This is a genomic window from Phaeovulum vinaykumarii (assembly GCF_900156695.1).
GTDB classification, from domain to species: Bacteria; Pseudomonadota; Alphaproteobacteria; order Rhodobacterales; family Rhodobacteraceae; genus Bieblia_A; species Bieblia_A vinaykumarii.
In genome coordinates, this window is sequence record NZ_FTOM01000001.1 from 422239 (window position 1) to 447753 (window position 25515).

The 25515-nt window shown below is 69.7% G+C and carries 26 protein-coding genes; 13 read left to right on the top strand and 13 right to left on the bottom strand.

What is annotated here, in order from left to right; all coding sequences use genetic code 11:
• Positions 1-16: 16 nt before the first annotated feature.
• The 3 genes from BW949_RS01990 to BW949_RS02000 are packed head-to-tail and all read left to right on the top strand — an operon-like array spanning position 17 to position 2363.
• Entirely contained in the window at positions 17-274 is a 258-nt protein-coding gene (locus BW949_RS01990) for an acyl carrier protein (protein WP_076363234.1), read from the top strand.
• Complete coding sequence (locus BW949_RS01995; RefSeq protein WP_076363235.1) at positions 271-1047, top strand: AAC(3) family N-acetyltransferase; 777 nt, start codon at positions 271-273, stop codon at positions 1045-1047. The genes BW949_RS01990 and BW949_RS01995 overlap by 4 nt, the downstream gene beginning before the upstream one ends.
• Positions 1044-2363, top strand: a complete 1320-nt coding sequence (locus tag BW949_RS02000) for a DUF4910 domain-containing protein (protein ID WP_076363236.1) — start codon at positions 1044-1046, stop codon at positions 2361-2363. The genes BW949_RS01995 and BW949_RS02000 overlap by 4 nt, the downstream gene beginning before the upstream one ends.
• 70 nt (positions 2364-2433) lie before the next feature.
• Here the strand turns inward: BW949_RS02000 and BW949_RS02005 are convergent, their stop codons facing one another.
• From BW949_RS02005 to nifB, 6 genes are all read right to left on the bottom strand, one after another.
• Positions 2434-3261, bottom strand: coding sequence for an SIR2 family NAD-dependent protein deacylase (locus BW949_RS02005; RefSeq protein WP_083947530.1), 828 nt, complete (start codon positions 3259-3261; stop codon positions 2434-2436).
• Positions 3258-3467 carry a putative nitrogen fixation protein NifT gene (gene nifT, locus BW949_RS02010; RefSeq protein ID WP_076363238.1) on the bottom strand — a complete coding sequence of 70 codons (210 nt, stop codon included), beginning with the start codon at positions 3465-3467 and terminating at the stop codon, positions 3258-3260. The genes BW949_RS02005 and nifT overlap by 4 nt, the downstream gene beginning before the upstream one ends.
• Positions 3468-3535: 68 nt before the next feature.
• Positions 3536-3883 carry a nitrogen fixation protein NifZ gene (locus tag BW949_RS02015; protein ID WP_076363239.1) on the bottom strand — a complete coding sequence of 116 codons (348 nt, stop codon included), beginning with the start codon at positions 3881-3883 and terminating at the stop codon, positions 3536-3538.
• The gene (locus BW949_RS02020) at positions 3876-4787 is read right to left on the bottom strand and encodes a 4Fe4S-binding leucine-rich repeat protein (RefSeq protein WP_076363240.1); all 912 of its coding nucleotides are present in this window, start codon (positions 4785-4787) and stop codon (positions 3876-3878) included. The genes BW949_RS02015 and BW949_RS02020 overlap by 8 nt, the downstream gene beginning before the upstream one ends.
• 2 nt (positions 4788-4789) lie before the next feature.
• Entirely contained in the window at positions 4790-4981 is a 192-nt protein-coding gene (locus BW949_RS02025; protein ID WP_076363241.1) for a 4Fe-4S dicluster domain-containing protein, read from the bottom strand.
• A 29-nt stretch (positions 4982-5010) separates the two neighbouring features.
• On the bottom strand, positions 5011-6498 hold the full coding sequence (gene nifB, locus BW949_RS02030) for a nitrogenase cofactor biosynthesis protein NifB (protein WP_076363242.1): 1488 nt from the start codon (positions 6496-6498) through the stop codon (positions 5011-5013).
• Positions 6499-6767: 269 nt separating this feature from the next.
• On the opposite strand from nifB, the gene uraH reads away from it, so the two are divergent.
• The gene (uraH, locus tag BW949_RS02035; protein WP_076363243.1) at positions 6768-7121 is read left to right on the top strand and encodes a hydroxyisourate hydrolase; all 354 of its coding nucleotides are present in this window, start codon (positions 6768-6770) and stop codon (positions 7119-7121) included.
• A 3-nt stretch (positions 7122-7124) separates the two neighbouring features.
• On the opposite strand, the gene moaA is transcribed toward uraH, so the two are convergent.
• Positions 7125-8204, bottom strand: a complete 1080-nt coding sequence (moaA, locus tag BW949_RS02040; RefSeq protein ID WP_083947531.1) for a GTP 3',8-cyclase MoaA — start codon at positions 8202-8204, stop codon at positions 7125-7127.
• A gap of 147 nt (positions 8205-8351) precedes the next feature.
• On the opposite strand from moaA, the gene BW949_RS02045 reads away from it, so the two are divergent.
• Positions 8352-8882, top strand: a complete 531-nt coding sequence (locus BW949_RS02045; protein ID WP_235816176.1) for a hypothetical protein — start codon at positions 8352-8354, stop codon at positions 8880-8882.
• 15 nt (positions 8883-8897) lie between these two features.
• Here BW949_RS02045 and BW949_RS02050 read toward each other — a convergent pair whose 3' ends face one another.
• The gene (locus BW949_RS02050; RefSeq protein ID WP_097176951.1) at positions 8898-9356 is read right to left on the bottom strand and encodes a GNAT family N-acetyltransferase; all 459 of its coding nucleotides are present in this window, start codon (positions 9354-9356) and stop codon (positions 8898-8900) included.
• 84 nt (positions 9357-9440) lie between these two features.
• Entirely contained in the window at positions 9441-9752 is a 312-nt protein-coding gene (locus BW949_RS02055) for an ETC complex I subunit (protein WP_076363245.1), read from the bottom strand.
• Positions 9753-10458: 706 nt separating this feature from the next.
• Here BW949_RS02055 and uvrB point away from each other — a divergent pair.
• The 7 genes from uvrB to BW949_RS02090 all read left to right on the top strand — a co-directional run bounded on the left by uvrB (position 10459) and on the right by BW949_RS02090 (position 18943).
• Positions 10459-12642 carry an excinuclease ABC subunit UvrB gene (gene uvrB, locus BW949_RS02060; RefSeq protein WP_076363246.1) on the top strand — a complete coding sequence of 728 codons (2184 nt, stop codon included), beginning with the start codon at positions 10459-10461 and terminating at the stop codon, positions 12640-12642.
• A 331-nt stretch (positions 12643-12973) separates the two neighbouring features.
• Complete coding sequence (locus BW949_RS02065) at positions 12974-14284, top strand: MFS transporter (RefSeq protein ID WP_076363247.1); 1311 nt, start codon at positions 12974-12976, stop codon at positions 14282-14284.
• Between the two features lie 76 nt (positions 14285-14360).
• Positions 14361-15314 carry an agmatinase gene (gene speB, locus BW949_RS02070; RefSeq protein WP_076363248.1) on the top strand — a complete coding sequence of 318 codons (954 nt, stop codon included), beginning with the start codon at positions 14361-14363 and terminating at the stop codon, positions 15312-15314.
• Between the two features lie 161 nt (positions 15315-15475).
• The gene (locus BW949_RS02075) at positions 15476-16441 is read left to right on the top strand and encodes an ABC transporter substrate-binding protein (protein ID WP_076363249.1); all 966 of its coding nucleotides are present in this window, start codon (positions 15476-15478) and stop codon (positions 16439-16441) included.
• A gap of 198 nt (positions 16442-16639) precedes the next feature.
• Positions 16640-17431, top strand: coding sequence for an ABC transporter permease (locus tag BW949_RS02080; protein WP_083947532.1), 792 nt, complete (start codon positions 16640-16642; stop codon positions 17429-17431).
• The gene (locus BW949_RS02085; RefSeq protein ID WP_076363250.1) at positions 17431-18213 is read left to right on the top strand and encodes an ABC transporter ATP-binding protein; all 783 of its coding nucleotides are present in this window, start codon (positions 17431-17433) and stop codon (positions 18211-18213) included. The genes BW949_RS02080 and BW949_RS02085 overlap by 1 nt, the downstream gene beginning before the upstream one ends.
• 34 nt (positions 18214-18247) lie before the next feature.
• Positions 18248-18943, top strand: coding sequence for an NAD-dependent deacylase (locus BW949_RS02090; RefSeq protein WP_076363251.1), 696 nt, complete (start codon positions 18248-18250; stop codon positions 18941-18943).
• 17 nt (positions 18944-18960) lie between these two features.
• On the opposite strand, the gene BW949_RS02095 is transcribed toward BW949_RS02090, so the two are convergent.
• The gene (locus tag BW949_RS02095; protein ID WP_076363252.1) at positions 18961-19647 is read right to left on the bottom strand and encodes a thiamine diphosphokinase; all 687 of its coding nucleotides are present in this window, start codon (positions 19645-19647) and stop codon (positions 18961-18963) included.
• A gap of 143 nt (positions 19648-19790) precedes the next feature.
• Here BW949_RS02095 and BW949_RS02100 point away from each other — a divergent pair, with 143 nt between their 5' ends.
• Positions 19791-23042 (top strand): hypothetical protein, encoded by a 3252-nt coding sequence (locus BW949_RS02100; RefSeq protein WP_076363253.1) that lies wholly within the window; start codon positions 19791-19793, stop codon positions 23040-23042.
• 118 nt (positions 23043-23160) lie between these two features.
• Here the strand turns inward: BW949_RS02100 and BW949_RS02105 are convergent, their stop codons facing one another.
• The 3 genes from BW949_RS02105 to BW949_RS02115 all read right to left on the bottom strand — a co-directional run bounded on the left by BW949_RS02105 (position 23161) and on the right by BW949_RS02115 (position 25426).
• Positions 23161-23412 carry a DUF2842 domain-containing protein gene (locus BW949_RS02105; protein ID WP_076363254.1) on the bottom strand — a complete coding sequence of 84 codons (252 nt, stop codon included), beginning with the start codon at positions 23410-23412 and terminating at the stop codon, positions 23161-23163.
• Positions 23413-23487: 75 nt separating this feature from the next.
• Positions 23488-24102, bottom strand: a complete 615-nt coding sequence (locus BW949_RS02110; protein ID WP_076363255.1) for an NAD(P)H-dependent oxidoreductase — start codon at positions 24100-24102, stop codon at positions 23488-23490.
• Positions 24103-24133: 31 nt separating this feature from the next.
• On the bottom strand, positions 24134-25426 hold the full coding sequence (locus BW949_RS02115) for an adenylosuccinate synthase (protein ID WP_076363256.1): 1293 nt from the start codon (positions 25424-25426) through the stop codon (positions 24134-24136).
• Between the last annotated feature and the right edge of the window lie 89 nt (positions 25427-25515).

The window sequence follows — 25515 nt, forward strand, 5'->3', positions numbered from 1 at the left end:
GCGGGGGAGACGGGCGATGAACGCAGTCGAGAGCTGGGCGTCGGACTATGTGGCGCGCATTGATCCGGGCTTTGCCGCGCTGACGCCCGAGGCGCAGCGGCAGGAAAACCTGTTCACCTCGGGGCGTCTCGATTCCATGGCGCTGATGAACCTGCTGCTGGACGCCGAAGGCCAGTTCGGCTTTTCCTTCACGCCCGAGGCGTTTCAGGACCGGCGGCTTCAGACCATCGCCGGGCTGGCCGAGGTGGTGGCCGAGCTGACAGGCGCGGCATGATCACCCGCGCCGAGATCGTCGCCGCGCTGGCCGAGGCCGGGCTGGAACCGGGCATGACCGTCTTCAGCCATGCCAACATCGCCTTCTTCGGCCGGGTCGAGGGCGCGGCCACGATGGAGGATCTGATCGCGGTCATGCTGGGCGCCTTTGCCGAGGTGCTGGGCCCCGACGGCACGCTGGTCCTGCCCGCCTTCACCTATTCCTTCGGCTCGGACAAGGCCGAGAAGCTGTTTGATGTGCAAAACAGCCTCTCGACCACCTCGGGGATGGGCAATGCCCTCATCACGCAGGGAACCGGCGTGCGCTCGGTCGATCCGATGCTGTCGGTCGTGGCCACGGGTGGACAGGCCGCGGCGCTCTGCGCGGATGTGGGGCCGGTCTGCTTTGGCCCCGACAGCATCTGGGCGCGGCTGCACGCGGCCGATGCGATGATCTGCAATCTCAACTTCGACAGCGGCTCGACCTATCTGCATTGGGTCGAACGCGAATTGGGCGTGCCCTACCGCAGCGACATCCCGATGGCGGGCACCATCGTCGATCGGGGCGTGGCGCGCCCGGCGCAGGTGGTCTATTCGGGCCGCGCGCTGGACGACCCGCAGGCGGTGCCGAAATTCGAGGCCTGGCACGACGCCTGCCTTGCCGCCGGGATCAGCCGCCGGGTGAACCTGGGCCGCGGGCAGATCGTGGCCCAGCGCGCCCGCGCCGCGCGCGACTTCCTGGCCGGGCAACTGGCCGATCATCCGCGCCTTCTGACCGCGGGACATGCGCCATGAGCGCGCCGCTTCAGGCCGAACCGGCCGGCATCGGCGCCACCATGCACGGCTGGGTGCGCGATCTCTTCCCGATCCGGCGCAGCCTGTCGGGCCCCGGCGTGCGCCAGACCCTGGACTATCTGGCCGAACTGATGCCGGGCCTCGACATCCACGAGATCGCCTCGGGGACCGAGGCGCTGGACTGGACCGTGCCCGACGAATGGACGCTGCGCGCCGCCCATGTCGAGACCGAGACCGGCGCGCGGGTCATCGACCTCGACGATCACGGGCTGCATGTGCTGGGCTATTCCGAGCCGGTCGATGCCTGGATGGATCTCGAGACGCTGCAAGAGCATCTCTATTCCCTGCCCGACCAGCCCGAGGCCATTCCCTATGTGACCTCGTATTACAAGCGGCGCTGGGGCTTCTGTCTCAGCCAGCGCCAGCGCGACGCGCTGCGCCCCGGCCGCTATCGCGCGGTGATCGACGCCGATCTGAAGCCGGGCGTGCTGAACTATGCCGATCTTGTGTTGCCGGGCGAAAGCGACCGCGAGATCTTGATCTCGACCTACATCTGCCACCCGATGATGGCCAACAACGAATTGTCAGGCCCGGCGGTGGCCACGGCGCTGGCGCGCTGGCTGGCGGACCGGCCGCGGCGCTTCACCTACCGCTTCGTCTTCGTCCCCGAAACCATCGGCGCGATCATCTATCTCAGCCGCCACATGGACGAGATGAAGGCCCGCACCCATGCCGGTTTCGTGCTGACCTGCCTGGGCGATGACCGCGCCTGGTCGTTCATGCCCTCGCGCCGGGGGGGCACCGTCGCCGACCGCGCCGCGCGGCATGTGCTGGAGCGGTTCGCGCCGGGCTACACGGCCTATTCCTTCCTCGAGCGCGGCAGCGACGAGCGCCAGTATTGCAGCCCGCGGGTCGATCTGCCGGTGGTGTCGATCATGCGCTCGAAATACGCCACCTACCCGGAATACCACACCTCGCTCGACGATCTCGATCTGGTCACGCCCACGGGGCTTGAGGGCGGGCTGGCGATGATGCAGGCCGCGATCCGCGCGCTCGAGGCCAACCGGACCTATCGCGCCACCCTGCCGGGCGAGCCGCAGCTGGGCAAGCGCGGGCTTTATCCCACGCTGAGCACGCGCGAATCGGGCATTCAGGTGCGGGTGATGATGAACATCCTGGCCTATGCCGACGGGCAGATGGACCTGCTGGAGATGGCCGAGCTGATCGGCGCGGACATTTTCCACTGCGCCGAGATCGCCGAGCGTCTGTGCGCGCATGGTCTGCTGGAGATCGTCCCCGCCCCCGAAAGGGGCTGACGACAGAGCGGCCCCGCCCCGCCGATCCGACGGGCCGGGGCGCGCGTGCCGCGCAGACGTTTCAGGCGCCTCAGGCGGGCTGGGACAGCCGGTCGAGCAGCGCGGCCAGCGGCGCGTCGATCCGGGTGATGCCCAGTTCCTCGAGGAAGCGCTCCTCCATCCGGGTCAGCGCGCCCTCGATCAGCGCGAAATGCGGCCCGCCCGAGCGTTTCATGATCTGGCGCGCGAAGATCCGCAGGGTCTGGTCATCGAAGCGCGTGCCCATGAAGACGAAGCCGCGGCCGGTGCGCAGGGTCTGCACCGCCTCGGGGATGGGGGTCTGGATGTCGATCTCGGTCAGGACCTCGACGTAATCGCTGTCCGACAGCAGGAAGGAATATCCCGGCGCGACAAGGCCATGCGGTTTGTAGAGCAGAACCTCCCAGGACGGATCGGCGCCCTTGCAGGGCTGGCCTGCGCTGTCATAGGCGCGCCACCAATCGGTGCTGCCCTGTTCCTGGCGCGCGGTGCCCTGCACCCAGCCCCAGTTGACCCCGGCCTGGCGCAGCGCGGCAATCGCGGCGCCGTCATACCAGGCATCGACGATCATCGGCGGGCGCAGCGCAACCAGACGGTCCCAGAGCGGGTTCGGCCCCGGCGCGCCGGCAAAGGCGCGCTGCACGATCTCCTCGAGCTTGGCGCGGAAACGGCGGCTCTCGACGAATTGCGCCACCGCCCAGAGATTGCCGGCCGCGCGCTTCGGCGGGCGCACCTCGGCCTCGATCGCGGCGCAGAGCGCGGCCGGATCGGCCGGCCCGCCGCCGGGCGTCAGGGCCGCGGCCCCCGCGCCCACATAGGGGATCAGCCGGCCCGCAGAGAGCCCGGCGACCACCTCGTCCAGCGCATCGGCCATGGTCATTCCTCCGCGCGCTTGCGCGCCTCGACGGTGATCGGCAGCTTGGGCGGCGTGTCGAAGGCGGGCATGTCGAACACCCAGCCGTTGCTCAGCTTGGCCCAGCCGCCCCAGAGTTCGGGCTTTTCCTGCTCGACGATCATTTCCTCGAGGTCTTTCTTGGCGACATAGGCCTCGAGGCCCTTGGGGGTTTCGCGGATCATCACTTTCATGTCGGGCTCCTGTTCAGGGGTCGGTCGTGCAACGGCAGATCGAGAGGCGTCTTTTTCAGGGGGGCGGATCAGTCCTGCGGCACCGCCGCGGCGCTGGCATGCGCGCGCGAGGCCTCGCGGGTCAGGGGCGCGCCGTCCGGCACCAGCTCCTTGGCGCGCATGCCGACGATGGTGCCACGGTCGATGAAGTCGATGGCGTAGATGTAATAGCGTTGCAGGAAGGTGCCGATGTCGCGGACATAGCCCACGTCGCCCTTGTGCACGACCATCTCGCCGATATCGACCCCCCAGACGGTGCCGTCGTTGCGCACGCTGATGCGCGCCTGCACCTTGTCGCCGGGCTGATAGGCCGGGGGATCATAGACCTCGATCGCATCTTCGGGACGATCGGCGGCGGGGGCCACGGGGTCAGTCATTCTCGCTCTCCTCTGATCGAGCCTCGGATCGGGCGGGAACCGCGGCGGCCGGCGGCGTCGGCGCGGGGGCAGCAGCAGTGGGGATGGACGTTGTGGGGATGGGCGTTGTGGGGATGGGCGTTGCAGGGGTTTCCTCGGCGGGGGCGAACCCCTGCGGCAGGCCCAGTTCGGCCAGACGGGCACGGGCGGCCTCGCGCACCGGGGGTTCGGGGTCGAGCGCCAGCGTCAGCGCCACCTCGGCACCGGCGCATTCGGCCACGGCATGGCGCACGCGCAGATCGGGGTCGGTGGCCAGACGCGCCTGGCCCGCCGCCCCCAGCCGCGGCGCCAGAAGACGGCGCACCAGCGGGTCGGGGTCGTTCATCATGTGGACCAGCCAGTCGGCGCCGATCCGACGCGCCACGACCTTGCGCACGCCGGCATCGGGGTCGCGCACCATCGTCGGCAGAAGGCCGGTGTCGCAACGGCTGACCGCGACCTGGCGGACATAGGCGTCCTCGTCATCCATCAGCGGCCCCAGCGCATCGGGCGGCAGACGGTGGGCCACGGCCACGCGCACGGTGCGGTCGGGATCCTTGATCCGGGTGCGGGCCTGGGTCGCGGGCAGCCGCAAAAGCGCGACCGCCCGCACGCCCGGGTCGGGATCGTCCAGAAGCGCCGGCAGCCGGAACAGGGTGGCCCGGCGCGCAGCCTGCGCGCGGACCTCGAAATAGGGATGGCTCAGCATCCCGTCGGCCAGATCGGGGTTGAGCAGGAAGAACCGCTCGATCCGCTTGGTGTAGCGGTCGTTCAGGCAGGCCCAGCCCTGCCCGCACAGCCCCAGCCCCCGGAGCGACTCGTGCGCGCAGCTGCCGCAGTCGATCGCGGCGCCCTGCCAGTCGAGGGGCTCGGGGCCATCGGTCATGGTCAGGCCGCCGGCACGCAGGTATCGGCCACCGGACAGACCGCGGCGCAGCGTGGCTTGTCACCGTCGCATTCGGTGCACAGTTTCGGGTCGATCACATAGGCCCCCTTCTTGAACCGGATCGCCGCATTGGGGCATTCGAACTCGCAGGCGCCGCAGACGGTGCAGGTCTCGGTGACGATCTTGTAAGCCATGGGGTCACTCCTTTGGCTTGCCGGGGATCTCAGGCGCGGCGCGAGGCCTGCGCCTGGGCACGATCGCGCGCCGCCGCGGCCACGGCGGTCTCGATGTAGTCCTGCGCATAAGCGTCCACGACGTCGATCCCCGCGGCGGCCAGCTTCTCGCGCGGGGCGTCCCCGATGCGCGAGCACAACACCACCGGCACACCGTCGAGCACGCGAATGATCTCGTCCAGACGGTCGCTGTCGCCATGCCCGCCCAGGCAGTAATTGTCGACCCGGCGGTGGCCGACGAAACGCACCGCGCCGGCTTCGGCGGCATAGACCTGGAATTCGGTGACATGGCCGAAATGGGCGTTGACGCGCCCGCCGCCCTTGGTGGCCACCGCGATCAGGACGGGGGCCTCCTGCGGGGCCAGGCTTTCCTCGGCGGCGCGGGCGGCGGCGCGGCGATCCTCGCGCTCGGAGGCGACCCATTCCCGATAGAGCTGACGGGTCTCGGGGTCGTCCTCGATCACCTCGGGCAGCTTGTCGAGGGTGAATTCCTGACCGCGGTCCTCGCCCAGCAGGCCCACCGCATCGGCGCGGCACTGGCGGCAATGGCGCATCAGGTTCGCGCCGTCCGAACAGGCATCCTGAAGCGCGTTCAGCTCGGCCGTGGTCGGGCCGCGCTGGCCGGTCAGGCCGAAATGCGTGCCATGCGCCGGGTCCGAGATCAGCGGCATGATGTTGTGCAAAAAGGCGCCCTTGGCCTTCACCACCTTGTTGACCTCGCGCAGGTGCGCGTCGTTGATGCCGGGGATCATGACCGAGTTCACCTTGACCAGGATGCCGCGCGCGACCAGCCCCTCGAGCGCCTCCATCTGCCGCTCGAGCAGGATGCGCGCGCCGGCGATGCCGGTGTGACGGCGGCCCTTGAAATAGACCCAGGGATAGATCTTGGCGGCGATCTCGGGATCAAGCGCGTTGATCGTCAGCGTGACGTGATCGACGCGCATGTCGACCAGCTCGTCGAGATGGTCCGGGATCGACAGCCCGTTCGAGGACAGGCACAGCTTGATGTCGGGCAGGCTTTTCGAGACCAGATCGAAGGTCGCGCGGGTCTTCTTCCAGTCGAAGGCCGCATCCCCCGGCCCGGCGATGCCCAGAACGGAAAGCTGCGGCACCTCGCGCGCGACGGCCAGCACCTTGCGCGCGGCGTCTTCCGGGCTCAGCCGTTCCGAGACCACGCCGGGGCGGCTTTCGTTCGAGCAATCATATTTGCGGTTGCAGTAATTGCACTGGATGTTGCAGGCCGGCGCCACGGCGACATGCATCCGCGCAAAGTAATGGTGCGCCTCTTCCGAATAGCAGGGGTGATCCTTCACCTTGGCCCAGGTTTCGGGGTCCATGCCCTCGGGCCCGGCCGAAGATCCGCAGGAGGACGCGCCGCATCCGCTTTTCGACATGGCCTTGTCGAGCGCCTCTTGCGGGGCAGAGCGGGCCGTGTCGAGCGCCACGATATTGTCGGCAGAGGGGGGGAGTTCACCCATGGCTGTCGTCCTTCCTGTCGTTCAGGATGGGTTAAGCACGCGCCATGCCAAGCCCGCCCGCCCCTTGTGACAAAGGCCGGACGGGCGCGCGGCAGGCGGGCCACCCCCCGCACGGGGCGTCGATTGTGTCACAGCCACGACAGGCGGTCGGGAATCCGACATGTCGGGAACCGGCGCACCGGAGGGGGCGCTGGCCAGGCTGGGGCTTGGCCTTCGGGCGCGCCCGGCGCATAGTCCGGGGCAAAGGTCACGCACGAAGGAGCCCCAGGATGAGCGGCTGGCTCAGCACCCATGTTCTGGACACGACGCGCGGGCGCCCCGCGCAAGGCCTGCTGATCGAGCTGTTCCGGCTTGACGGCGGGCGGCGGCCGCTGCACAGCGCGCGCACCAATGCCGACGGGCGCACCGACATGGCGATCCTGCCTGCGGGCGAGTTTCACACCGGGATCTACGAGCTGGTGTTCCACGCCGGCCCCTGGTTCGAACATGCCGGCTACATGGCCGAGATGCGCGATTTCCTGGACGAGATCCCGATCCGCTTCCGCGTCACCGACGCCAGCGCGCATTATCACGTGCCGCTGCTGCTGTCGCCGCACGGCTATTCGACCTATCGCGGCAGCTAAGCCTCAGCCGCCGGTGTGGCTCATCGGGCGGGGCATGGTGCCGGCGACCTTGCCGTCGGAATAGTCGAACCCATGCGCGGCGGGCTTGCGCGCGATGGCCGCGCGGATCGCGCTGCGCAGCCCCTCGGGGCCGCCCGTGCGCAAGGCGCCGCGCAGATCGGCCTGTTCCTCGCGGCCCAGGCACAGGTGAAGCTGGCCGCGGCAATCGACCCGCACGCGGTTGCAGCCTTCGCAGAAATTGCCGGTCAGCGGGGTGATGAAGCCGATGCGCTGGCCGGTCTCGCGCAGCCGGACATAGCGCGCAGGCCCGCCGGTGCGGTGGTGTTCGTCCTCGGTCACGGTATAGCGCCCGGCCAGACGCGCGCGCAGATCCCCCAGCGGCCAGAAGCGATCGAGCCGCGCCGCAGGCGGCATGTCGCCCATGGGCATGACCTCGATGAAGGTCAGATCCATCCCTTCCGCGGCGCAATATTCGACCAGCGGAAAGAGATCGCCCTCGTTCAGGCCGCGCAAGGCCACGACATTGAGCTTGACCGCAATGCCCGCCGCCCGCGCCGCCGCGATCCCGGCCAGCACCGCCGGCAGCACATCCGCCCCCGTGATCGCGGCAAAGCGCGCGGGGTCCAGCGTGTCGAGCGAGACATTGATCCGCCGCACCCCGTTGTCGGCCAGCATGGCGGCATGGCGCGCAAGCTGCGTGGCATTGGTGGTCAGCGTCAGTTCCTGGAGCGCGCCCGAGACCACATGCCGCGACAGCGCCCCGAACAGCCCCTCGATCCCGCGCCGGACAAGCGGTTCGCCCCCGGTGATGCGCAGCTTGCGCACCCCCAGTTCCACGAAGCCGCTGGCCAGAATGTCCAGTTCCTCGAGGCTCAGCAGTTCGGCGCGCGGCACGAAACGGACATCGGGCAGCAGGCAATAGGAACAGCGCAGGTCGCAGCGATCGGTGACCGACAGGCGCAGATAGCGGATCTCGCGGCCGAAGGGGTCGCGCAGGACCGGCCCGGCGCCCGCATCATCGGCAAGGGCCGCTGCGGCAGCGGCACCATCAGGATCGGACACGGGGGCGGCAGGGGCTTTCATGTCCGGAAGGTAGGCTGCCCCGCCCCGCCCGGCAAGCGCCACAAGGGCCAAGGGCGGTAAGCGCCAAGGGCGGGCCGTCGCGCTGGACCGCGGCCGGGGGCTGGGCTAGCCTCGGGAAGTGTCGATCACCAGCCGCGCGGGGAAATCATGCCGCTTCCGATCCGTTCCATCCCGGGTTCCGCGCGTCTGATCCCCACACTTCTGATCCCCGCATTTCTGGGCGCTGCGCTGCTGGCGGGCTGCGCGGGGCTCGACCTGCGCGGCACCCCGCCGCCGGGCCCCGCCACGACGCCCGAGAGCGCGCCCCCCGAGACCGCGCCCCTGGTTGCCGCGCCCCCGCCCCCGGCCGCGGCCCGCAGCGCCGAGGAGTATGACACCACCACCGCCGCCCAGCGCGCAGCCGCCGCCCGCGCCCCGCAGGCCGCCCAGGCCCGGCTGGGCACCACGCTGGCCAGCCTGGGCGACCCCACCGATCCGGGCTTCTGGCTGGCCACGACGCTGGTCTCGGCCCCGCGGCCCGGCCTGATCGTGGACCCGGCCACGGGCGCCCGCGCGCAGGTCGAATTGCGCCCCCTGCCCGGCGGCGATGGCGACGGCGGGCAGATCTCGCTGCCGGCGATGCGGCTTCTGGGGCTGGGGCTGACCGACCTGCCGGAACTTGAGGTCTGGGTGCAGTGACGCGCGCGCAGGCTCTCAGATCTGCCGTGTCATGAAGACCGAATTGGGGTCGGGGCGATAGCCCTCGAAGGGGCCGCATTCCGTAAAACCCGCCGCCAGATAGAGCGCGCGTGCAGCAGAAAAGCTGGGCTGGGCGCCGGTCTCGAGGCTGAGCCGCCCGATCCCCGCCGCCCGCGCCTCGGCGACCAGATGATCGAGAAGCCGCCGCGCCAGACCGCGCCCGCGCATCTCGGACAGCACATGCATCGACTTGATCTCGGCGTGATCCGGCCCGATCCGCTTGAACGCGCCCATCCCGACCGGACGATCCCCCTCGCGCATGACGAAGAAATCAATGCCCGGCGCCGCCAGCGCCGAGGCCGGCAGCATGTGGATGGATTCGGGCGGCGTGTCGACATGCATCGCCCAGGTGTGGCGCTCATGCAAAAGCGCCAACTCATCCTGAACGGGCGATTCCCGCGCGATCCGGATCATCAACCTGCCCCCTGCGTCCATGCCCCGCGGCCCGCCGGACGGCGCCGCCTCTCCCGAGCGACGTCGCACAGCCGGCATCCGTGGTCAATGCGTCCAGGGCATCCGGCGCGAATGCGCGAAATTGTCGCCATAGCCCATCGGGCGGATGGTCGGCGCGCGCTCATGCGCGGGCAGAACGTCGACCTCGTAGCCGTGGCTGCGGGCATAGGCCTCGGCTTCCTCGCGGGTGCGGAACCGAAGCCGCACCTGCGCCGGCGTGTCGCCCGAACCGACCCAGCCCATCAACGGATCCAGTTCGCGGGCCTCGGCGGGTTCGACCTCGAGAAGCCAGCGATGGGTGCGGGCGGTGCCGGATTGGGTGGCGGTGCGGGCCGGTTTGTAGATACGCGCGCGCATTGACTTCTCCCTGTCCTCCCGTTTGCCGGCTCAATATGGGGAGGATGCGGGGCCCGCGCAAGGCTTCGGAATACCATTGCATGCAGAAAACGCGTGCGCCGCGTCAAATGTGCGTGCCGTTGCATACAATGGGAAGACATGGGTGCGCGCAGCCCCCACGCAGAGGCCTGCCGCAACGGGACGGGCCGCGGATCCAGCCCTTGGACGGAAGGTGAAACGACTCACCCCGCGGGCTGTCTGCCACAGGATCATTCCCGCGCGCCCCCTGCAAAGCGACAGCGCAGCGCAGGCCCCCCGGCGGGCGCACGCCCCCACGTGACAGCAATGCAGCCCGCGACAGCAACGCCCCCCACCACATCGCCCCCCTTTCGCCCGGCGGCCAAAGGAGACAGGGCCGCCCCAAACCGTAGCAGGCAACGAAAAAAGCCCGCCGGTTGCGGCGGGCCTTCAGGGGGTTTTTGCAAGGTGCTGCCGACCGGCTGGGGGAGCGAGGGGTGGGGGTGATGCGCCGGTCGGCAGCGAACTGCTGCTTGCAAGAACAACATACGAACATTTACCACGAGTCGCAAGCAGAATTTACCACAAGCCATTGTTATCGCGTCTAAAAGTGGACATACTTCTTAACCCCGCGTTCACACTTCCGCTAAGCCGTTGCGCTGGAACAAAAACGGACCATACTGTTCCGGCCCAACCAGCCCCGAGTCCCATGCCGCACAACAACACCAACGCCCCCGGACCGCGCCCCGACGTGCTGACCCGCCCCAAGCTCGAGGGCGGCAAGCGATTCGTCATGCATTCGGAATTCTCGCCCGCCGGCGATCAGCCCACCGCCATCGCCGAACTGGCCGCGGGGGTCGATGCGGGGGAGCGCGCGCAGGTGCTTCTGGGCGCCACCGGCACCGGCAAGACCTTCACCATGGCCAAGGTGATCGAGGCCACCCAGCGCCCCGCCATCATCCTGGCGCCCAACAAGACGCTGGCCGCCCAGCTTTACGGCGAATTCAAGGGCTTCTTCCCCGAGAACGCGGTCGAGTATTTCGTCAGCTACTACGATTACTACCAGCCCGAGGCCTATGTGCCGCGCTCGGACACCTATATCGAGAAGGAAAGCCAGATCAACGAACAGATCGACCGGATGCGCCATTCGGCGACCCGGGCGCTTCTGGAACGCGACGACGTGATCATCGTGGCCTCGGTCAGCTGCATCTACGGCATCGGGAGCGTCGAGACCTATTCGGCGATGACCCAGGATCTGAAGGTCGGCGACCTGTTCGAGCAGCGCAAGTTCCTGGCCGATCTGGTGGCCCAGCAATACAAGCGCCTGGATGCGGCCTTCCAGCGCGGGGCCTTCCGGGTCAAGGGCGACACGGTGGACCTGTGGCCGGCCCACCTCGAGGATCGCGCCTGGCGGTTTTCCTTCTTCGGCGAGGAGCTGGAAGCGATCACCGAATTCGACCCGCTGACGGGGCAGAAGACCGACACGTTCGAGCAGATCCGCATCTATGCCAACAGCCACTATGTCACCCCGCGCCCCACGCTTCAGCAGGCGGTCAAGGGCATCCGGGCGGAGCTGGCGCAGCGGCTGCGGCAACTGACCGACGAGGGCAAGCTTCTCGAGGCCCAGCGGCTGGAACAGCGCACGCATTTCGACCTCGAGATGCTCGAGGCCACGGGCGTGTGCAACGGCATCGAGAATTACTCGCGCTATCTGACCGGGCGCGCGCCGGGCGAGCCGCCGCCGACGCTGTTCGAGTTCATCCCCGACAATGCCATCGTCTTTGCCGATGAATCCCACGTCACCGTGCCCCAGATCGGCGGCATGTATCGCGGCGACTACCGGCGCAAGTTCACCCTGGCCGAGCATGGCTTCCGGCTGCCCTCCTGCATGGACAACCGCCCCCTGAAGTTCGAGGAATGGGACGCGATGCGCCCGCAATCGGTCTTCGTCTCGGCCACCCCCGCCGCCTGGGAGCTGGAACAGGCCGGCGGTGTCTTCACCGAACAGGTGATCCGCCCGACCGGCCTTCTGGACCCCGAGGTCGAGATCCGCCCCGTCGAGACGCAGGTCGACGACCTTCTCGACGAGATCCGCAAGGTCGCCGCGAAGGGGCTGCGGGTGCTGTGCACCACGCTGACCAAGCGCATGGCCGAGGATCTGACCGAATACCTGCACGAACAGGGCATCCGCGTGCGCTACATGCATTCCGACATCGACACGATCGAGCGGATCGAGATCCTGCGCGATCTGCGGCTGGGCGCCTTTGACGTGCTGGTGGGGATCAACCTCTTGCGCGAGGGGCTCGATATTCCCGAATGCGGGCTGGTGGCGATCCTCGATGCCGACAAGGAAGGGTTCCTGCGCTCGGAGACCTCGCTGATCCAGACGATCGGGCGGGCTGCGCGCAACGCCGATGGCCGGGTGATCATGTATGCCGACAAGATCACCGGCTCGATGAGCCGCGCGATCGAGGAAACCAACCGCCGCCGCGCCAAGCAGATCGCCTACAACACCGAACATGGCATCACGCCGCAGACCGTGCGCAAGAATGTCGAGGACGTTCTGGCCGGGCTCTATCAGGGCGACACCGACATGGCGCGCGTCACCGCCAAGGTGGACAAGCCGATGGTCGGGGCCAATCTGGCCGCCCATCTCGAGGGGCTGCGCGGCCAGATGCGCAAGGCCGCCGAGAACCTGGAATTCGAGGAAGCCGCGCGCCTGCGCGACGAGATCAAGCGTCTCGAGGCGGTGGAGCTGGCCGTGTCCGACGACCCGCTGGCCCGTCAATCCGCCGTCGACGACGCGGTCGAGGCCGCAACCCAGGCCAAAGGCCGCTCGACCGCCGGCCGCCCCGGCCAGCGCGGGGGCGTGAAACGCCGCCGCAAGGGCTGAGCCGCGCGGGTCCGACCCGCCACCGCGCGGGGCGCCCCAAGGCGCGGGGGGCCCCAGGCCCCAGGGCGCGCGCCGGTCCAGCCCCCCCTGTCCGTTGCGCCCCGCACTTGGCTCCCCCCGCCCGCGGCCCCTATCCGCGCACCCTGCCCGCGGCCCTGCCGGACCGGCGCGGAACCGCCGGTTCCCTGGGCTTTGCGCTTGGCGCTGCGGGTCGGGGCGCTAGAGTGCGGGCGATCCCTTTTGTCCGCCCCCCCAGTCCGTCCCCCCCCTGTCCGGGCCCCTTCTCCGGCCCCGCCCCGTCTTCGCAACCCGAGCCCCGAGACCCGCCACCATGCCCGCCCGTTCCTCCCGTCTTGCCCTGGCCTCGCTCCTTACGGTGGCGCTGTTTTTCCTCTTCGAATATGTCGCGCGGATCTCGCCCAGCCTGGCCAGCACCGCGATGATCGCCGATCTGGGCCTCAGCCGCGCGGAATTCGGGCTGTTCTCCAGCCTGTTCTTCTGGGTCTATGCGCCGATGCAGATCGTGGTGGGGCTGGCGCTGGACCGCTGGGGCGCGCGGCGCTTCGTGCTGCCGGCGATCCTGTCCTGTTCGGGCGGCATGATGATCGTGGGGGCGGCACCCTCGGCGCTCTGGGCCGATCTGGGGCGGCTTCTGACCGGCTTCGGGGCCTCCTTTGCCTTCGTCAGCGCGCTTTATGTCGTCAACCACTGGTTCGCGCCGCAAAGATTCGCGCTGCTGTCGGGGGCGGTGAATGCCATCGGCATGCTGGGCACGGCCATGGGCGCGATCTGGCTGACCGCGCTGATCGAGGCGATGGGCTGGCGCGCGGTCTTCACCGGCACCGGGATCGCGGGGCTGGCGGTGCTGGCGCTGGCAGTGGTGGGGTTGCGCGACGCGCCCGGCGCGGGCGACCGGGTCACGCATCGTTCGGTGCGGGGTTCGGTTCTGGGGCCGCTGGCGGTGATCTTGCGCGACGCGCAGGTCTGGCGCGTGGCGATCGTGGGCGCGCTCGGCTACATGCCGGTGACGGTCTATGGCGCGCTGTGGGGCAATGGCGAGCTGATGGCCGATCACGCGCTTTCGGCCGTGCGCGCCGAGACGGCGGTGTCGATGGTGTTCTGGGGCACGGCAGCCGGTTCGGTGCTGTGGGGGGCGGTCTCGGACCGGCTGGGGCATCGCAAGTGGATCCTGGCGGGCGGCACCCTTGCCGCCGCGCTGGCCTGGTCGGGGGTGCTGTTCACCGCGATCGGCTCGGTCTGGGCGATCTCGGCGCTTCTGTTCGTGGCGGGGCTTGCCGGCGGGGTGCAGATGCTCAGCTTCGCCATGGCCAAGGAAGGCCAGGACCGCGCCCGCGCCGGCACCGTGACCGCCTTTGTCAATGCCATCGCCATTGCCGCGGCGCTGATCTTCCAGCCGCTGGTGGGCGCGATCCTCGATGCCACGGGCGGCGATTATGCGGCCGCGCTGGCGGCGGTGCCGATCTGCCTTGCGCTCGGCGCGCTGCTGACGCTGACCCTGCGCGAACCCGACACGCCGCATTTCCGCGCCCACCGCGCCGCCCGAGCCGATCGACGTGCCCATCGGCGCGCCCAACGCCACGCCCGCCGTAACGCCCGCCACCACGCGCACCGCAAGGGCTGAGCCCCGCAGGCGCCCGCGCCTCTCGACCGGGCCGGCGATCCGTGCTGATCTGGGCACGACAGCGGAAGGACACCCCATGGCGCATGGATATGAAAGCGGGCGGCTCAACCTGCCCTTCGTCGGCATCCCCACCTTTGCCAAATCGCCCCTGGTCACCGACTGGGGCGCCATCGCGGCCGATGTCGCCGTGCTGGGCGCACCCTATGATTGCGGCACTCAGTTCCGCGCCGGCGCGCGCTTTGGCCCGCGCGGCATCCGCGAGGCCTCGACCCTGTTCTGCTTCGGCCATGCCGGCGCCTATGACCACGAGGACGACACCACCTATCTGGAAAACGTGCAGATCGTCGACATCGGCGACGCCGACATCGTGCATACCGACACGATCCGCAGCCATGCCGCCATCGAGGAAGGCGTGCGCGCGATCCTGGCCGCGGGCGCGCTACCGGTCGTTCTGGGGGGCGATCATTCGATCAACATCCCCTGCATCGAGGCCTTTTCCGACCAGCCACCGATCCACATCGTGCAGATCGACGCGCATCTGGATTTCGTGGACGAGCGCCACGGCGTGACCCGCGGCCATGGCAACCCGATGCGCCGGGCGGCCGAGAAACCCTGGGTGAGCGGGCTGACGCAGCTGGGCATCCGCAACGTGTCCTCGACCGCGCGCGAGGGCTTCGTGGCCGCGCGCGAGATGGGCGCGGACATCCTGTCGGTGCGCCAGCTCCGCGCGCTGGGGATCGAGGCCGTGCTAGCGCGCATCCCGGCCGGGGCGCGCTACTACCTGACCATCGACATCGACGGCTTCGACCCCTCGATCGCGCCGGGGACAGGCACGCCCAGCCACGGCGGCTTTCTCTATTACGAGGGGCTCGAGCTGATCGCGGGGCTGGCGCGGCGGGGGCAGATCGTGGGCATCGACCTGGTCGAGGTGGCGCCCGATCACGACCACGCCGGCGTCACCTCGATCCTGGCCGCGCAGCTTCTGCTGAACACGCTGGGGCGGATCTTCGCCGCGCCCGCGGCGGGCTGAGCGCGGGACCGCGGCCAGCGCGACGCCGGGCGCGCAGGCGTCCAACTGGACGCCCCCGCCGAAAGTCCGTAACCATATGCCCAACAACGCGGCGTCACGCCGCCGCAGGACACCCCGGAAGGCGGCAGCAGGCCGCCGCGGGACAGCAGAGGAGCACGCGGATGCGCAAGGTTCAAACGGGGCTGGTCGCCCTTCTTCTGGCGGGCACCGCCTCGGCGGCGCTGGCCGATACGGTCAAGCTGGGCCTGCAACCCTGGCTGGGCTATGGCCCGCTGTGGATTGCCGAGGAAAAGGGCTTCTTCGCCGATCACGGCGTCGATGTGGCGCTGTCGAACTTCAACTGGGACGCCGACATGACCGCGGCGCTGGCGGCCGGCAATCTGGACGTGATCGCCGCCGGCACCAATGCCATGATCGCGGCGCAGAATGCCGGCGTCGACCAGACCGCCTTCCTGGTCATGGACCTGTCCTTCGAGGCCGATGCGATCATCGCCCCCGACAGCATGTCCTCGATCAAGGATCTGGCCGGGCACAAGGTCGCCTTCGAGACCGGGGCGACCTCGGATCTGCTGATGAATTACGCGCTCAAGGTCAACGGCATGCGCCTTGCCGACATCGAGCATGTGCCGATGGGCGCCTCGGAGGCGGGGCTTGCGCTGCTGTCGGGCAATGTCGAGGCCGCGGTGACCTACGAGCCCTATATCTCGGCCGCGCTGAACAAGTCCGAAGGGTTCAAGGTGCTCTACACGGCGGCCGAGAAGCCCGGCCTGATCTCGGACGTGCTGACCGCGCGCGGCGACTGGCTGGCCGCGCACCCGGCCGAAGCCGCGGGGATCGTGGCCGCCTGGGACGATGCGGTGAAGTTCATCCGCAACAACCCCGAGGAAGGCGGCGCCCTGATCGCGCGCGCCGTGGGCAGCCCGATGGAAGAATTCGCCCCCGCCTTCGCGGGTGTCCGGCTTTATGATGCGGCCGAGAACATGGCCTTCCTGAGCGGGGATTTCCAGCAGACCCTGACCGAGATCGGCGCCATCATGATGGAGACGAACCCCGACGAGATCACCCGCATACCCACCGAGGACGAGCTTCTGGACCTGGGCGCGCTCAAGGCCGTGACGGGTCAATGACGGCGGTTCTGTGACGCCGGTCCCGTGACCCCGATCCTGTGAAAGGGGGGGCGGTGAGCGCCGCCCCTTCCGAATGGCCCCGCCCCCGCCGCAACCGAAGGGGACGGGCGCCCGCGCCCCAAAGCCCCTGCCCCCAGACGGCCCCCCCGGCCGCCCCGTTTCCGCACCACACGCAACGCCAAGGCCCCGCCACGCCCCATGTCCAGACGCCGCCTCCTGTCCCTGCGCCGGGACATCCCCGCCCCGATCTTCGCCGCTGCCGGCGTCCTGGTGCCGCTGGTCCTTCTGGGCCTGTGGTGGGGGGTGACCGCGCTCGGGCTCGTGCGCCCGCTGTTCCTGCCCGGTCCGGGCGACGTTCTGGCCGAAGGGCTGCGCCAGGCGCGCGAGGGCATCTTGTGGGCCGATGCGTCGGTGTCGATCTATCGCATCACCGTGGGCTGGCTGGCGGCCACGGTGCTGGCGCTGCCGATCGGCATCCTGATGGGCAATTTCCGCCTGATCGAGGGCGCGCTCGAGCCGCTGATCTCGACGGTGCGCTACATGCCGGTGGTGGCGCTGATCCCGCTGTCGATCCTCTGGGCGGGGATCGGCGACGGCCAGAAGATCCTGATCCTGTTCCTGGGCACCTTCTTCCAGCAGGTGCTGATGGTCATGGACAACGTCAAGACCATCGACATGAACCTGATCCGCGCGGGCCAGACGCTGGGCTTTTCCAACCGCGAGATCCTGACCCGCATCATCCTGCCCGCCGCCGGCCCCGGCATCTGGGACACGCTGCGCATCACCATCGGCTGGACCTGGACCTATCTGGTCGTGGCCGAGCTGGTCGCGGCCAACACCGGGCTGGGCCGGCGCATCATGGATGCGCAACGCTACCTGGCCACCGACACGATCCTGTTCGGGACGCTGTTCATCGGCTTCCTGGGCCTTCTGACCGATGCCGCCTTCAAGCGCACCGGCCGCCTCCTGTTCCGCTGGACCCGCCGCTGATGCTGGAAATCGACGCCATCTCCAAGACCTTCACCGTAGACCGCAAGGCCGTGCCGGTGCTCGACCGCGTGTCGCTTTCGGTCGCCGAAAACGAATTCCTGTCGATCGTGGGCACCTCGGGCTGCGGGAAATCCACGCTGCTGAACATCCTGGCCGGGCTCGAGGACGCCAGCGACGGCACGGTGCGCATCGACGGCCGCCCGATCCGCGGGCCGGGGCGCGACCGCGGCGTGGTCTTTCAGGGCTATTCGCTGTTCGAATGGATGACGGTCGAGGGCAACATCCGCTTCGCGCTGGAGAAATCCGACCTGCCCGCGGCCGAGAAATCCGAGCGCGTGGCCCATTTCATCGCCGCGGTGGGCCTGCGCGGCTTCGAACGCGCCTATCCCGCGCAATTGTCGGGCGGCATGCGCCAGCGCGTGGCCATCGCCCGCGCGCTGGTCTATCGGCCGCGCATCCTGCTGATGGACGAACCCTTCGGCGCGCTCGATGCCCAGACCCGCGGCATGATGCAGGAGCTGCTGCTCCAGGTCTGGGAGGACCACAAGGTCACCGTGATCTTCATCACCCATGACGTCGACGAGGCGCTGTTCCTGTCGGACCGGGTGGTGGTTCTGGCCGCGCGCCCCGGCCGCATCCGGCGCGAGATCGACGTGCCCCTGCCGCGCCCGCGCGCCTTCGACATCGTGACCGAAGCCCCGTTCATGGCGCTCAAGCGCGAGATCCTGACCGAGATCCGCGCCGAGACGCTCAGGGCGATGGGCCAGGAGGCAGGCGCCTGACACGGAAACGGGCAACGGAAGGGGGGGAAAGGCCATGAAGATCGTGATCCTGACCGGGGCGGGCATTTCCGCGGAAAGCGGCATCGCCACCTTCCGCGACAGCGGCGGTCTGTGGGAGGGGCATTCGATCGAGGCCGTGGCCACGCCCGCAGGCTATGCCGCCAACCCCGCGCGGGTGCTCGACTTCTACAACCAACGCCGCGCCGCGGCCCGTGCGGCCCGGCCCAACCCCGCCCATCTGGCGCTGGCCGCGCTTCAGAAGGCGCCGCAGCACCAGGTCACGCTGGTCACGCAGAACGTGGACGACCTGCATGAACGCGCGGGCTCGGATCCGGTGATCCACATGCATGGCGCGCTGTCGGGGGCGCTCTGCGCGGCCTGCGGGGTGCGCGCCCCGGCGCCGCAGGTAATGCAGCCCCACGACCCCTGCCCCGATTGCGCCCGCCCCGCGATGCGCCCCGATATCGTCTGGTTCGGCGAGATCCCCTTGCATATGGACGCGATCGAGGCGGCGTTGCGCAGCGCCGATCTGTTCGTGGCGATCGGCACCTCGGGCAATGTCTATCCGGCGGCGGGATTTGCGCAGATGGCGCGCTGGTCGGGGGCGCGCACGCTCGAGCTGAACCTGGCCAGCTCGGCCAATGCCGATGATTTCGACGAACGCCGCGAAGGCCCGGCCAGCGTTCTGGTGCCGCAATGGGTGGCGCAGATGCAGGCGCTGCCGGGCTGAGCCCGCCACCTGCCCCCTCAGACGCCTCCCCCTTCAGCCGGGAACCCCGCGATCCCCAGCCCCGCCAGAACCGCGCCCAGCGCGTCGCGCGGGACCAGCACGATGCAGGGGCCCATCAGGCGCAAGCACACCGGCCCCTCGGCCCGGTTCGATGTGCCGATCCGCCCCGCCGGCGCCAGCGACAGCCCCGCGATGGGCCAATGCAGCCCCTCCGAAACGCCCGAAACCGGCCCCATCGGATAGAGCGAGACGCGCGTGCCGGGCGCCAGATCCAGCCGCAGCTCGGGCGGGGCCAGGAAGGCCACGTCCTCGGGGCCGATCAGCACGACCTTGCGTTCGGGGAAAGAGGTCAGCCCCGACAGGACCGACAGCGTGTGATCGACGCGCCCGCCCAGAAACCCCAGCGCCAGGAAGAAGGGCGCGGCGACATGCATCAGGCATTTGCCGAAATCGGTGCTGTCCTGTTCGGCGATGCGGTGCAGGCGCGCAGGCGGGATGCGCGCGCGCGCGCCTGCGCTGAGCGAGTCGAAATCCCCGATCACCGCCTCGGGCATCCGCCCCTGCGCCAGCGCGTGATCGGCGCCCCCGTCCGCGGCCACGAGGCAGGGCGCGATTGTCAACGCTTCGGCGACATCGGACACCGGGGCGCCGACCCCGCCCAGGAGCGTCACGCCCGCAGTTGATTGGACAATCGATGGAATCATTCACATATTGATGAGGATTGCGGCCTGCGAGCACAATCCCGGCCCGTAAAAATCCTTACAATTGCCAATATTCGTTCATGGTAAAGAACCAGTTGGTATCGAGGCTGGAGGCCAAGTGACCATAGGAGAAAGAGAGCAGGTCCATGGTTGGTGCGAGCAAGATCCTTACCGTCTCCTATGGGACATTCTCCTGCACGCTGGAAGGCTTTGACGAGCCTTTCAACACGATGAAGGCCATCGCGGAATATTTCCGCGATCTGGCGGCCGAGGATCGCTATTTCGGCGCCGAACCGCCCCAGCCCGACGCCGAGATGTTGCACCGGATCGCCGAGCGCGAGATCCGCCGCCGGGTGGATGCCAAGATCAACGCGCATGGGATCGTGCTGCGCCCCTCGGAGGATGCGACCGGCGCGGCCGCCCCCGAAGCCGAAACCGAAGCTGCCGCGCCCGCACAGGCCCCGAAGATCGAGGCGCCCGCTGCGCCGGACACCGCACCTCAGAACGCCGCGGCCGAAACGCCCCAGCCCGAACCGGCCGCCACCGAACCCCCCTCCAGTGACGCCGCACCCGCAGAACCGGCCGTCGCCCCCGCCGATGACAGCGTGGCTGCCAAGCTGGCGCGGATCCGGGCCGCCGTGGCGCAGGCCCGCCGCGCCTCGGCCGCGGCCTATTACAGCGAAGACCAGAACGACGACAATATCGCCACCGCAGGCCCGGCGCCGGCCGCGCCCGACGCGGGCTTCGGCTTCGATCTCGACCTGTCCGGCCCGCTTCTGGGCGAGGGCGAGGAGGACGCGACCGAAAGCGGCGAAGACACCGCCGCCGAAGCCGACACGCCGGCGCAGGCAGACGCGGCCCCGGCGCCGATGGCGCTGATCGGCACGCCCGTCCTGGTGCGCCGCGACGCCCCCGCCATCACCCCGGTCATTGAGGACACCGCCCCCGAGACGGCGGAAACGGCCGCGGAAGAAGCCGCCGCCGAAGCCGCGCCCGCCGAAGCCGCCGCATCCGAGACGCCGCTCATTCTCGAACCCAGCGCGCGCGACGCAGGCCCTGACCTTGGGTCCGAGACCGAGACCGAGACCGAGACCGAGACCGAGACGGGGCTGGCACGGCAAGAGGGGCCCGACAAGGAACGCGTGCGCCGCCGCGCTGCGCGCACCGCCGCGATGCTCTCCGAGCTGATCCAGAGCGCCGGCGCCACGGCCGAAGACCGCACGGCCCAAGACGACACCGAAACGGCCGCCGAAGGCGCGGCGCTGGCCGGGGAAACCCCCGATCTTGTGGCGGGCGATATCGCCCCCGAAGACGAAGACGCCGCCCCCGAGACCATCGCCGACACCGCCGCCGCGGCCGATCCCTGGCAGGTCAAGGACATGCCGCAGGGCGTGGCCGAGATGGACGCGATCTCGGCGCCGGATGCGGCCGAGGTTGCACAGATCGACGATCCCGTGCCCCTGACCGAGGCGCCGCAAGAGGACGCGGAGGAGACCGGCCTGACGCCCACCGGCGGCGATGATGCCGCGATCCTGGCCGCGATCACCGGGGCGCTGGCCGAACCCGCCGCAGCGGAGGCCGCCCCCGCGGAGGCCGATCCCGCGCCCGCCCCTGCGCCGGCGGCGCCAGCCCAAGACGAGGAGATGGACCCGATCGCGGCGCTTCTGGCCGACAGCGGTCATTCCGTGGCGCCCCCGACAGAACCTGTGTCCGAGCCGGTCTCCGAGCCGGTGGCCGAAGGGGCTGAGGCGCCCCCCCGCGACATGCCGGAAGAGGCCGCCGCGCCGGAACCCGACGCCAACGCCGCCCCCGCGCCCGCCGATGCAGCAACTGCCGAGCCCACGCCCGAAGCAGATGCGCCGGACGCCGTGCCCCCGCGGCCGCGGGCGCGCGTGATCAAGGTGCGCCGGATCAGCCCCGCCGATCTGGCCGCGCGGCGCGCGGCGCGCCCGGACGACGCGCCCCTGACCGACGACATCGCCGAAGATGGCACCCGGACGCGCTATATCCTCCAGAGCGCGCCGCAAGAGGCGCCCGCAGCCGAAGCCCCAGAAGCGGAGGCGCCCGAAGTGGCGGCACCTGAAGCGGAAGCGCCCGCGGCGGCCACGGCCGAGGATCGTGCGCCCGACGCCCCCGTGCTTGCCGAAGCCGCGGTCGCGGGGATGGCCGAGGCCCCCCCCGCCTCGCCCGAGGCCGACGCCGAAGTCGCGGAGACGGCCGCCCAATTCGACACCGACGCACCCGAGGCTGACCCTGAGCCCGTCGAGGACATCGACACGGGCGCCGCCGACCAACCTGTCGCCCAGCCCGACGACACGGCCGAAGCCGCGGATATGGCGGATGCCCCCCCTGCGGTGGCCAGCAGCCTGTCGCCCGAGGAAGAGGCCGAGCTGATGGCCGAGCTGGCCGCGCTCGAGGATCAGCAGCCCGAGGCCGACAGCCCGAGCACCGCAGCCCCCGAGGAGCACGCCGAAACGCCGGAACCCGAAGCTGTGGCCCCCGAAACGGCCGCAACGCCGCGGGCGCTTCATCGCCATCGCGGCACCCCCGAGGAGGCCGAGGACGTCAGCGTTCCCGCCGCGGGGTCGGGCGTCGATATCACCGACGCCCCGCGCGAGGCAGACCTGTCGCGCCTGCTGTCGGAAACCAATTCCATGCTGGAAGGCGCCGAAAGCAAGCGCCGGCTGTCGGCGATTGCGCATCTCAAGGCCGCCGTCGTGGCCACGCTGGCCGATCGCAAGCTTCAGAAGGACAAGCGCGCGGAAGCCGCCGAGGAAGAGGCCCGCCCCTTCCGCGAAGACCTGACCCGCGCCGTGCGCCCGCGCCGCCCCATCCTGTCGGGCGACAGCGGCGCCCATCGCCCCGAGGCGCCACGCCCCGCGCCGCTGGTCCTGGTCTCCGAGCAGCGCGTCGACCGCCCCGCCGAGGAGGTCGCCGCGCACAGCCATGTGGTGCGTCCGCGCCGGGTCAGCCTGGACCGGATCGCCGCTGCGCAGGCCGCCGAGGAAGAGAGCGCCCGGATGACCGCGCCCCAGACGGTTACGGCCCAGACAGCCGCGCCCGACACTGCGGCCCCGGATCTTGCCGCGCCGCGCCCGGCCCCGTCCGAGGCGCGCAGCTTTGCCGAATTCGCCGAGCAACTGGGCGCGCGCGGGCTGGGCGACCTGCTGGAGGCCGCCGCCGCCTATACCGCCTGCGTCGAAGGCCGGCCGCATTTCTCGCGCCCGCAGATCCTGCGCAAGGTGGTCGATGCCGCCGACGCCCAGGGCTTCACCCGCGAGGAGGGGCTGCGCTCCTTCGGGGTGCTGCTGCGCCAGGGCAAGATCGCCAAGGTCAAGCGCGGGCAATTCGCCATCACCGAGGCCTCGCGCTTCTACGAGGAAGCCCGCCGCGCCTGATCGCGCCCGCCACCATGCAAGAAAGCCGCCGCGCCAGAAAGCCACCACGCAAGAAAAACGCCGGGTCATGGGCCCGGCGTTCACCGTTCATGTTGGCCCTGCCGGAGGGAAGGCGGGCTCAGGATTTCTGCCGCGCGGCGCGCTCTTCTTCTGGTTCGGGCTTGCCGATACCGCGGAAGACACCACGGAAAGGCAGCACCCACAGCACCCCGAGAACCAGATAGACCGTGCCTTCGGCCCAGATCGGCATCCGGCCGAAGCGCGCGTCGAGCACGTTCATCAGCGTCACCATCGCCACGATGTAAAGCGGCATCCACACCAGCAGCACCACCAGCGACCAGCGGCGGCGCGCGCGCCAACTCAGAGCCATTCGTCTTCTCCTTTCACGGTCCCCGTGTCTCGGTCCGTTGTCACGATCCCTTGCCGTCTCGATCCCCTGCCAGTGTCACGCTCCGGGCGGCATGACCCTGGGCTTGCGCCGAAGCGCCCCGATCCCGGCGGCCGCCGTCTTCAGCCGCCGGCGCCAGCGGGGCAGCGCGCGTTCGGCCGCGCCCTTGCGCACAGGCCCCAGCCGGTGCACCCGCGCCGGCGCGATGCCGACAAAGCCCAGCACCTGGATCTTCATCCGCCGGCCCAGGGGGTCGCCCCAGCCCCACCGCAGAAGCCAGGGCGGCGTGTCCATCGTCACGATCACATCGGCCGACCGCCCAGCCAGCAGCCGATCCCAGCCGTGGCCCTTGTCATGGTCACGGAACGCCCGGCCTGGCAGCAGGAGCCGCGTGAACAGGCCCGAAACCAGCGCAGGCTCGGCCCCCCACCACATCGGATAGGCCAGCACCAGATGATCGCAGGCCACCAGTTCCGCCCAGACCCGTTCGAGATCGGGCTCGAGCGGCTGGGTGCCGTCATAGCCGCGATGCAAGACCGGATCGAAGGTCAGATCGGCCAGCGCCATCCGCGTGACCTGCGTATCCGGCGGCAGCCCTTCGGCATAGGCATCAAGCAGATGCGCCGAAAGCCGCCCGCGGTCGGGATGGCCGTCGATCATCAGAACGCGCATGTCTGGCCTCCGGGGGTTGCCCCTTCGCGGCTCAGTCGGCGAAGGGGTCGGTCACCAGGATGGTATCGTCGCGCTCGGGGCTGGTCGAGAGCATGGCGACCGGGCAGCCGATCAATTCCTCGATCCGGCGGACATATTTGATCGCCGCGGCCGGCAGATCGGCCCAGGAGCGCGCGCCCTCGGTGCTTTCGTTCCAGCCGGCCATTTCCTCGTAGATCGGGGTGACGCGCGCCTGAAGTGCGGCCGCGGTGGGCAGGTAATCATACCGCACGCCGTCGATTTCGTAGCCCACGCAGATCTTCAGCGTCTCGAAACCGTCCAGCACATCAAGCTTGGTCAGCGCGATGCCGTTGACGCCCGAGATCTGGCAGGTCTGGCGCACCAGAACCGCGTCGAACCAGCCACAGCGGCGCTTGCGCCCGGTGACGGTGCCGAATTCGTGGCCGCGCTCGCCCAGGCGCTGGCCGTCGTCATCGTCCAGCTCGGTCGGGAACGGGCCTTCGCCCACGCGGGTGGTATAGGCCTTCACGATCCCCAGCACGAAGTCGATCGAGGACGGGCCCATGCCGGTGCCGGTGGCCGCCATCCCCGACATGGTGGTCGATGAGGTCACATAGGGATAGGTGCCGAAGTCGATGTCGAGAAGCGAGCCCTGCGCGCCCTCGAACAGGATGCGTTTGCCGGCGCGGCGCATCTCGCCCATGATCTTCCAGACCGGGGCGGCAAAGGGCAGAAGCTTGGGCGCGATCTCGGCCAGGCGCGCCTCGAGATCGGCGCGGTCGATGGGCGCAGCGCCCAGGCCCACCCGCAGGGCGTCGTGATGCGCCAGAAGCCGGTCGATGCGCGCGCTCAGCGTCTCGGGATCGGCCAGATCGGCCACGCGGATCGTGCGCCGGCCCACCTTGTCCTCGTAGGCCGGGCCGATGCCGCGGCCGGTGGTGCCGATCTTGGCGGTGCCGGCGGCGTCCTCGCGCAGGCGATCCAGATCCTGGTGGAGCGGCAGGATCAGCGGCGTGTTCTCGGCGATCATCAGGTTGGCGGTGCCGATCTCGACGCCCTGCGCCGAGAGCTTGTCGATCTCGGAAAACAGCGCCCAAGGGTCCAGCACGACGCCGTTGCCGATGACGGCCAGCTTGTCCTTGCGCACGATCCCCGAGGGCAGCAGCGACAGCTTGAACACCGTGTTGCCGATGACCAGCGTATGGCCCGCGTTATGGCCGCCCTGGAAGCGCGCGATCACATCGGCGCGCTCGGACAGCCAGTCAACGATCTTGCCCTTCCCCTCGTCGCCCCATTGGGCGCCGACGACGACGACATTGGCCATGGACACACACTCCTCGGATTTCCAGCCGCGGCCGCTCTGGGCCGACGGCCTCTATAATGGCGCGGCCGCGCGGGGAAAACCGAATTCTG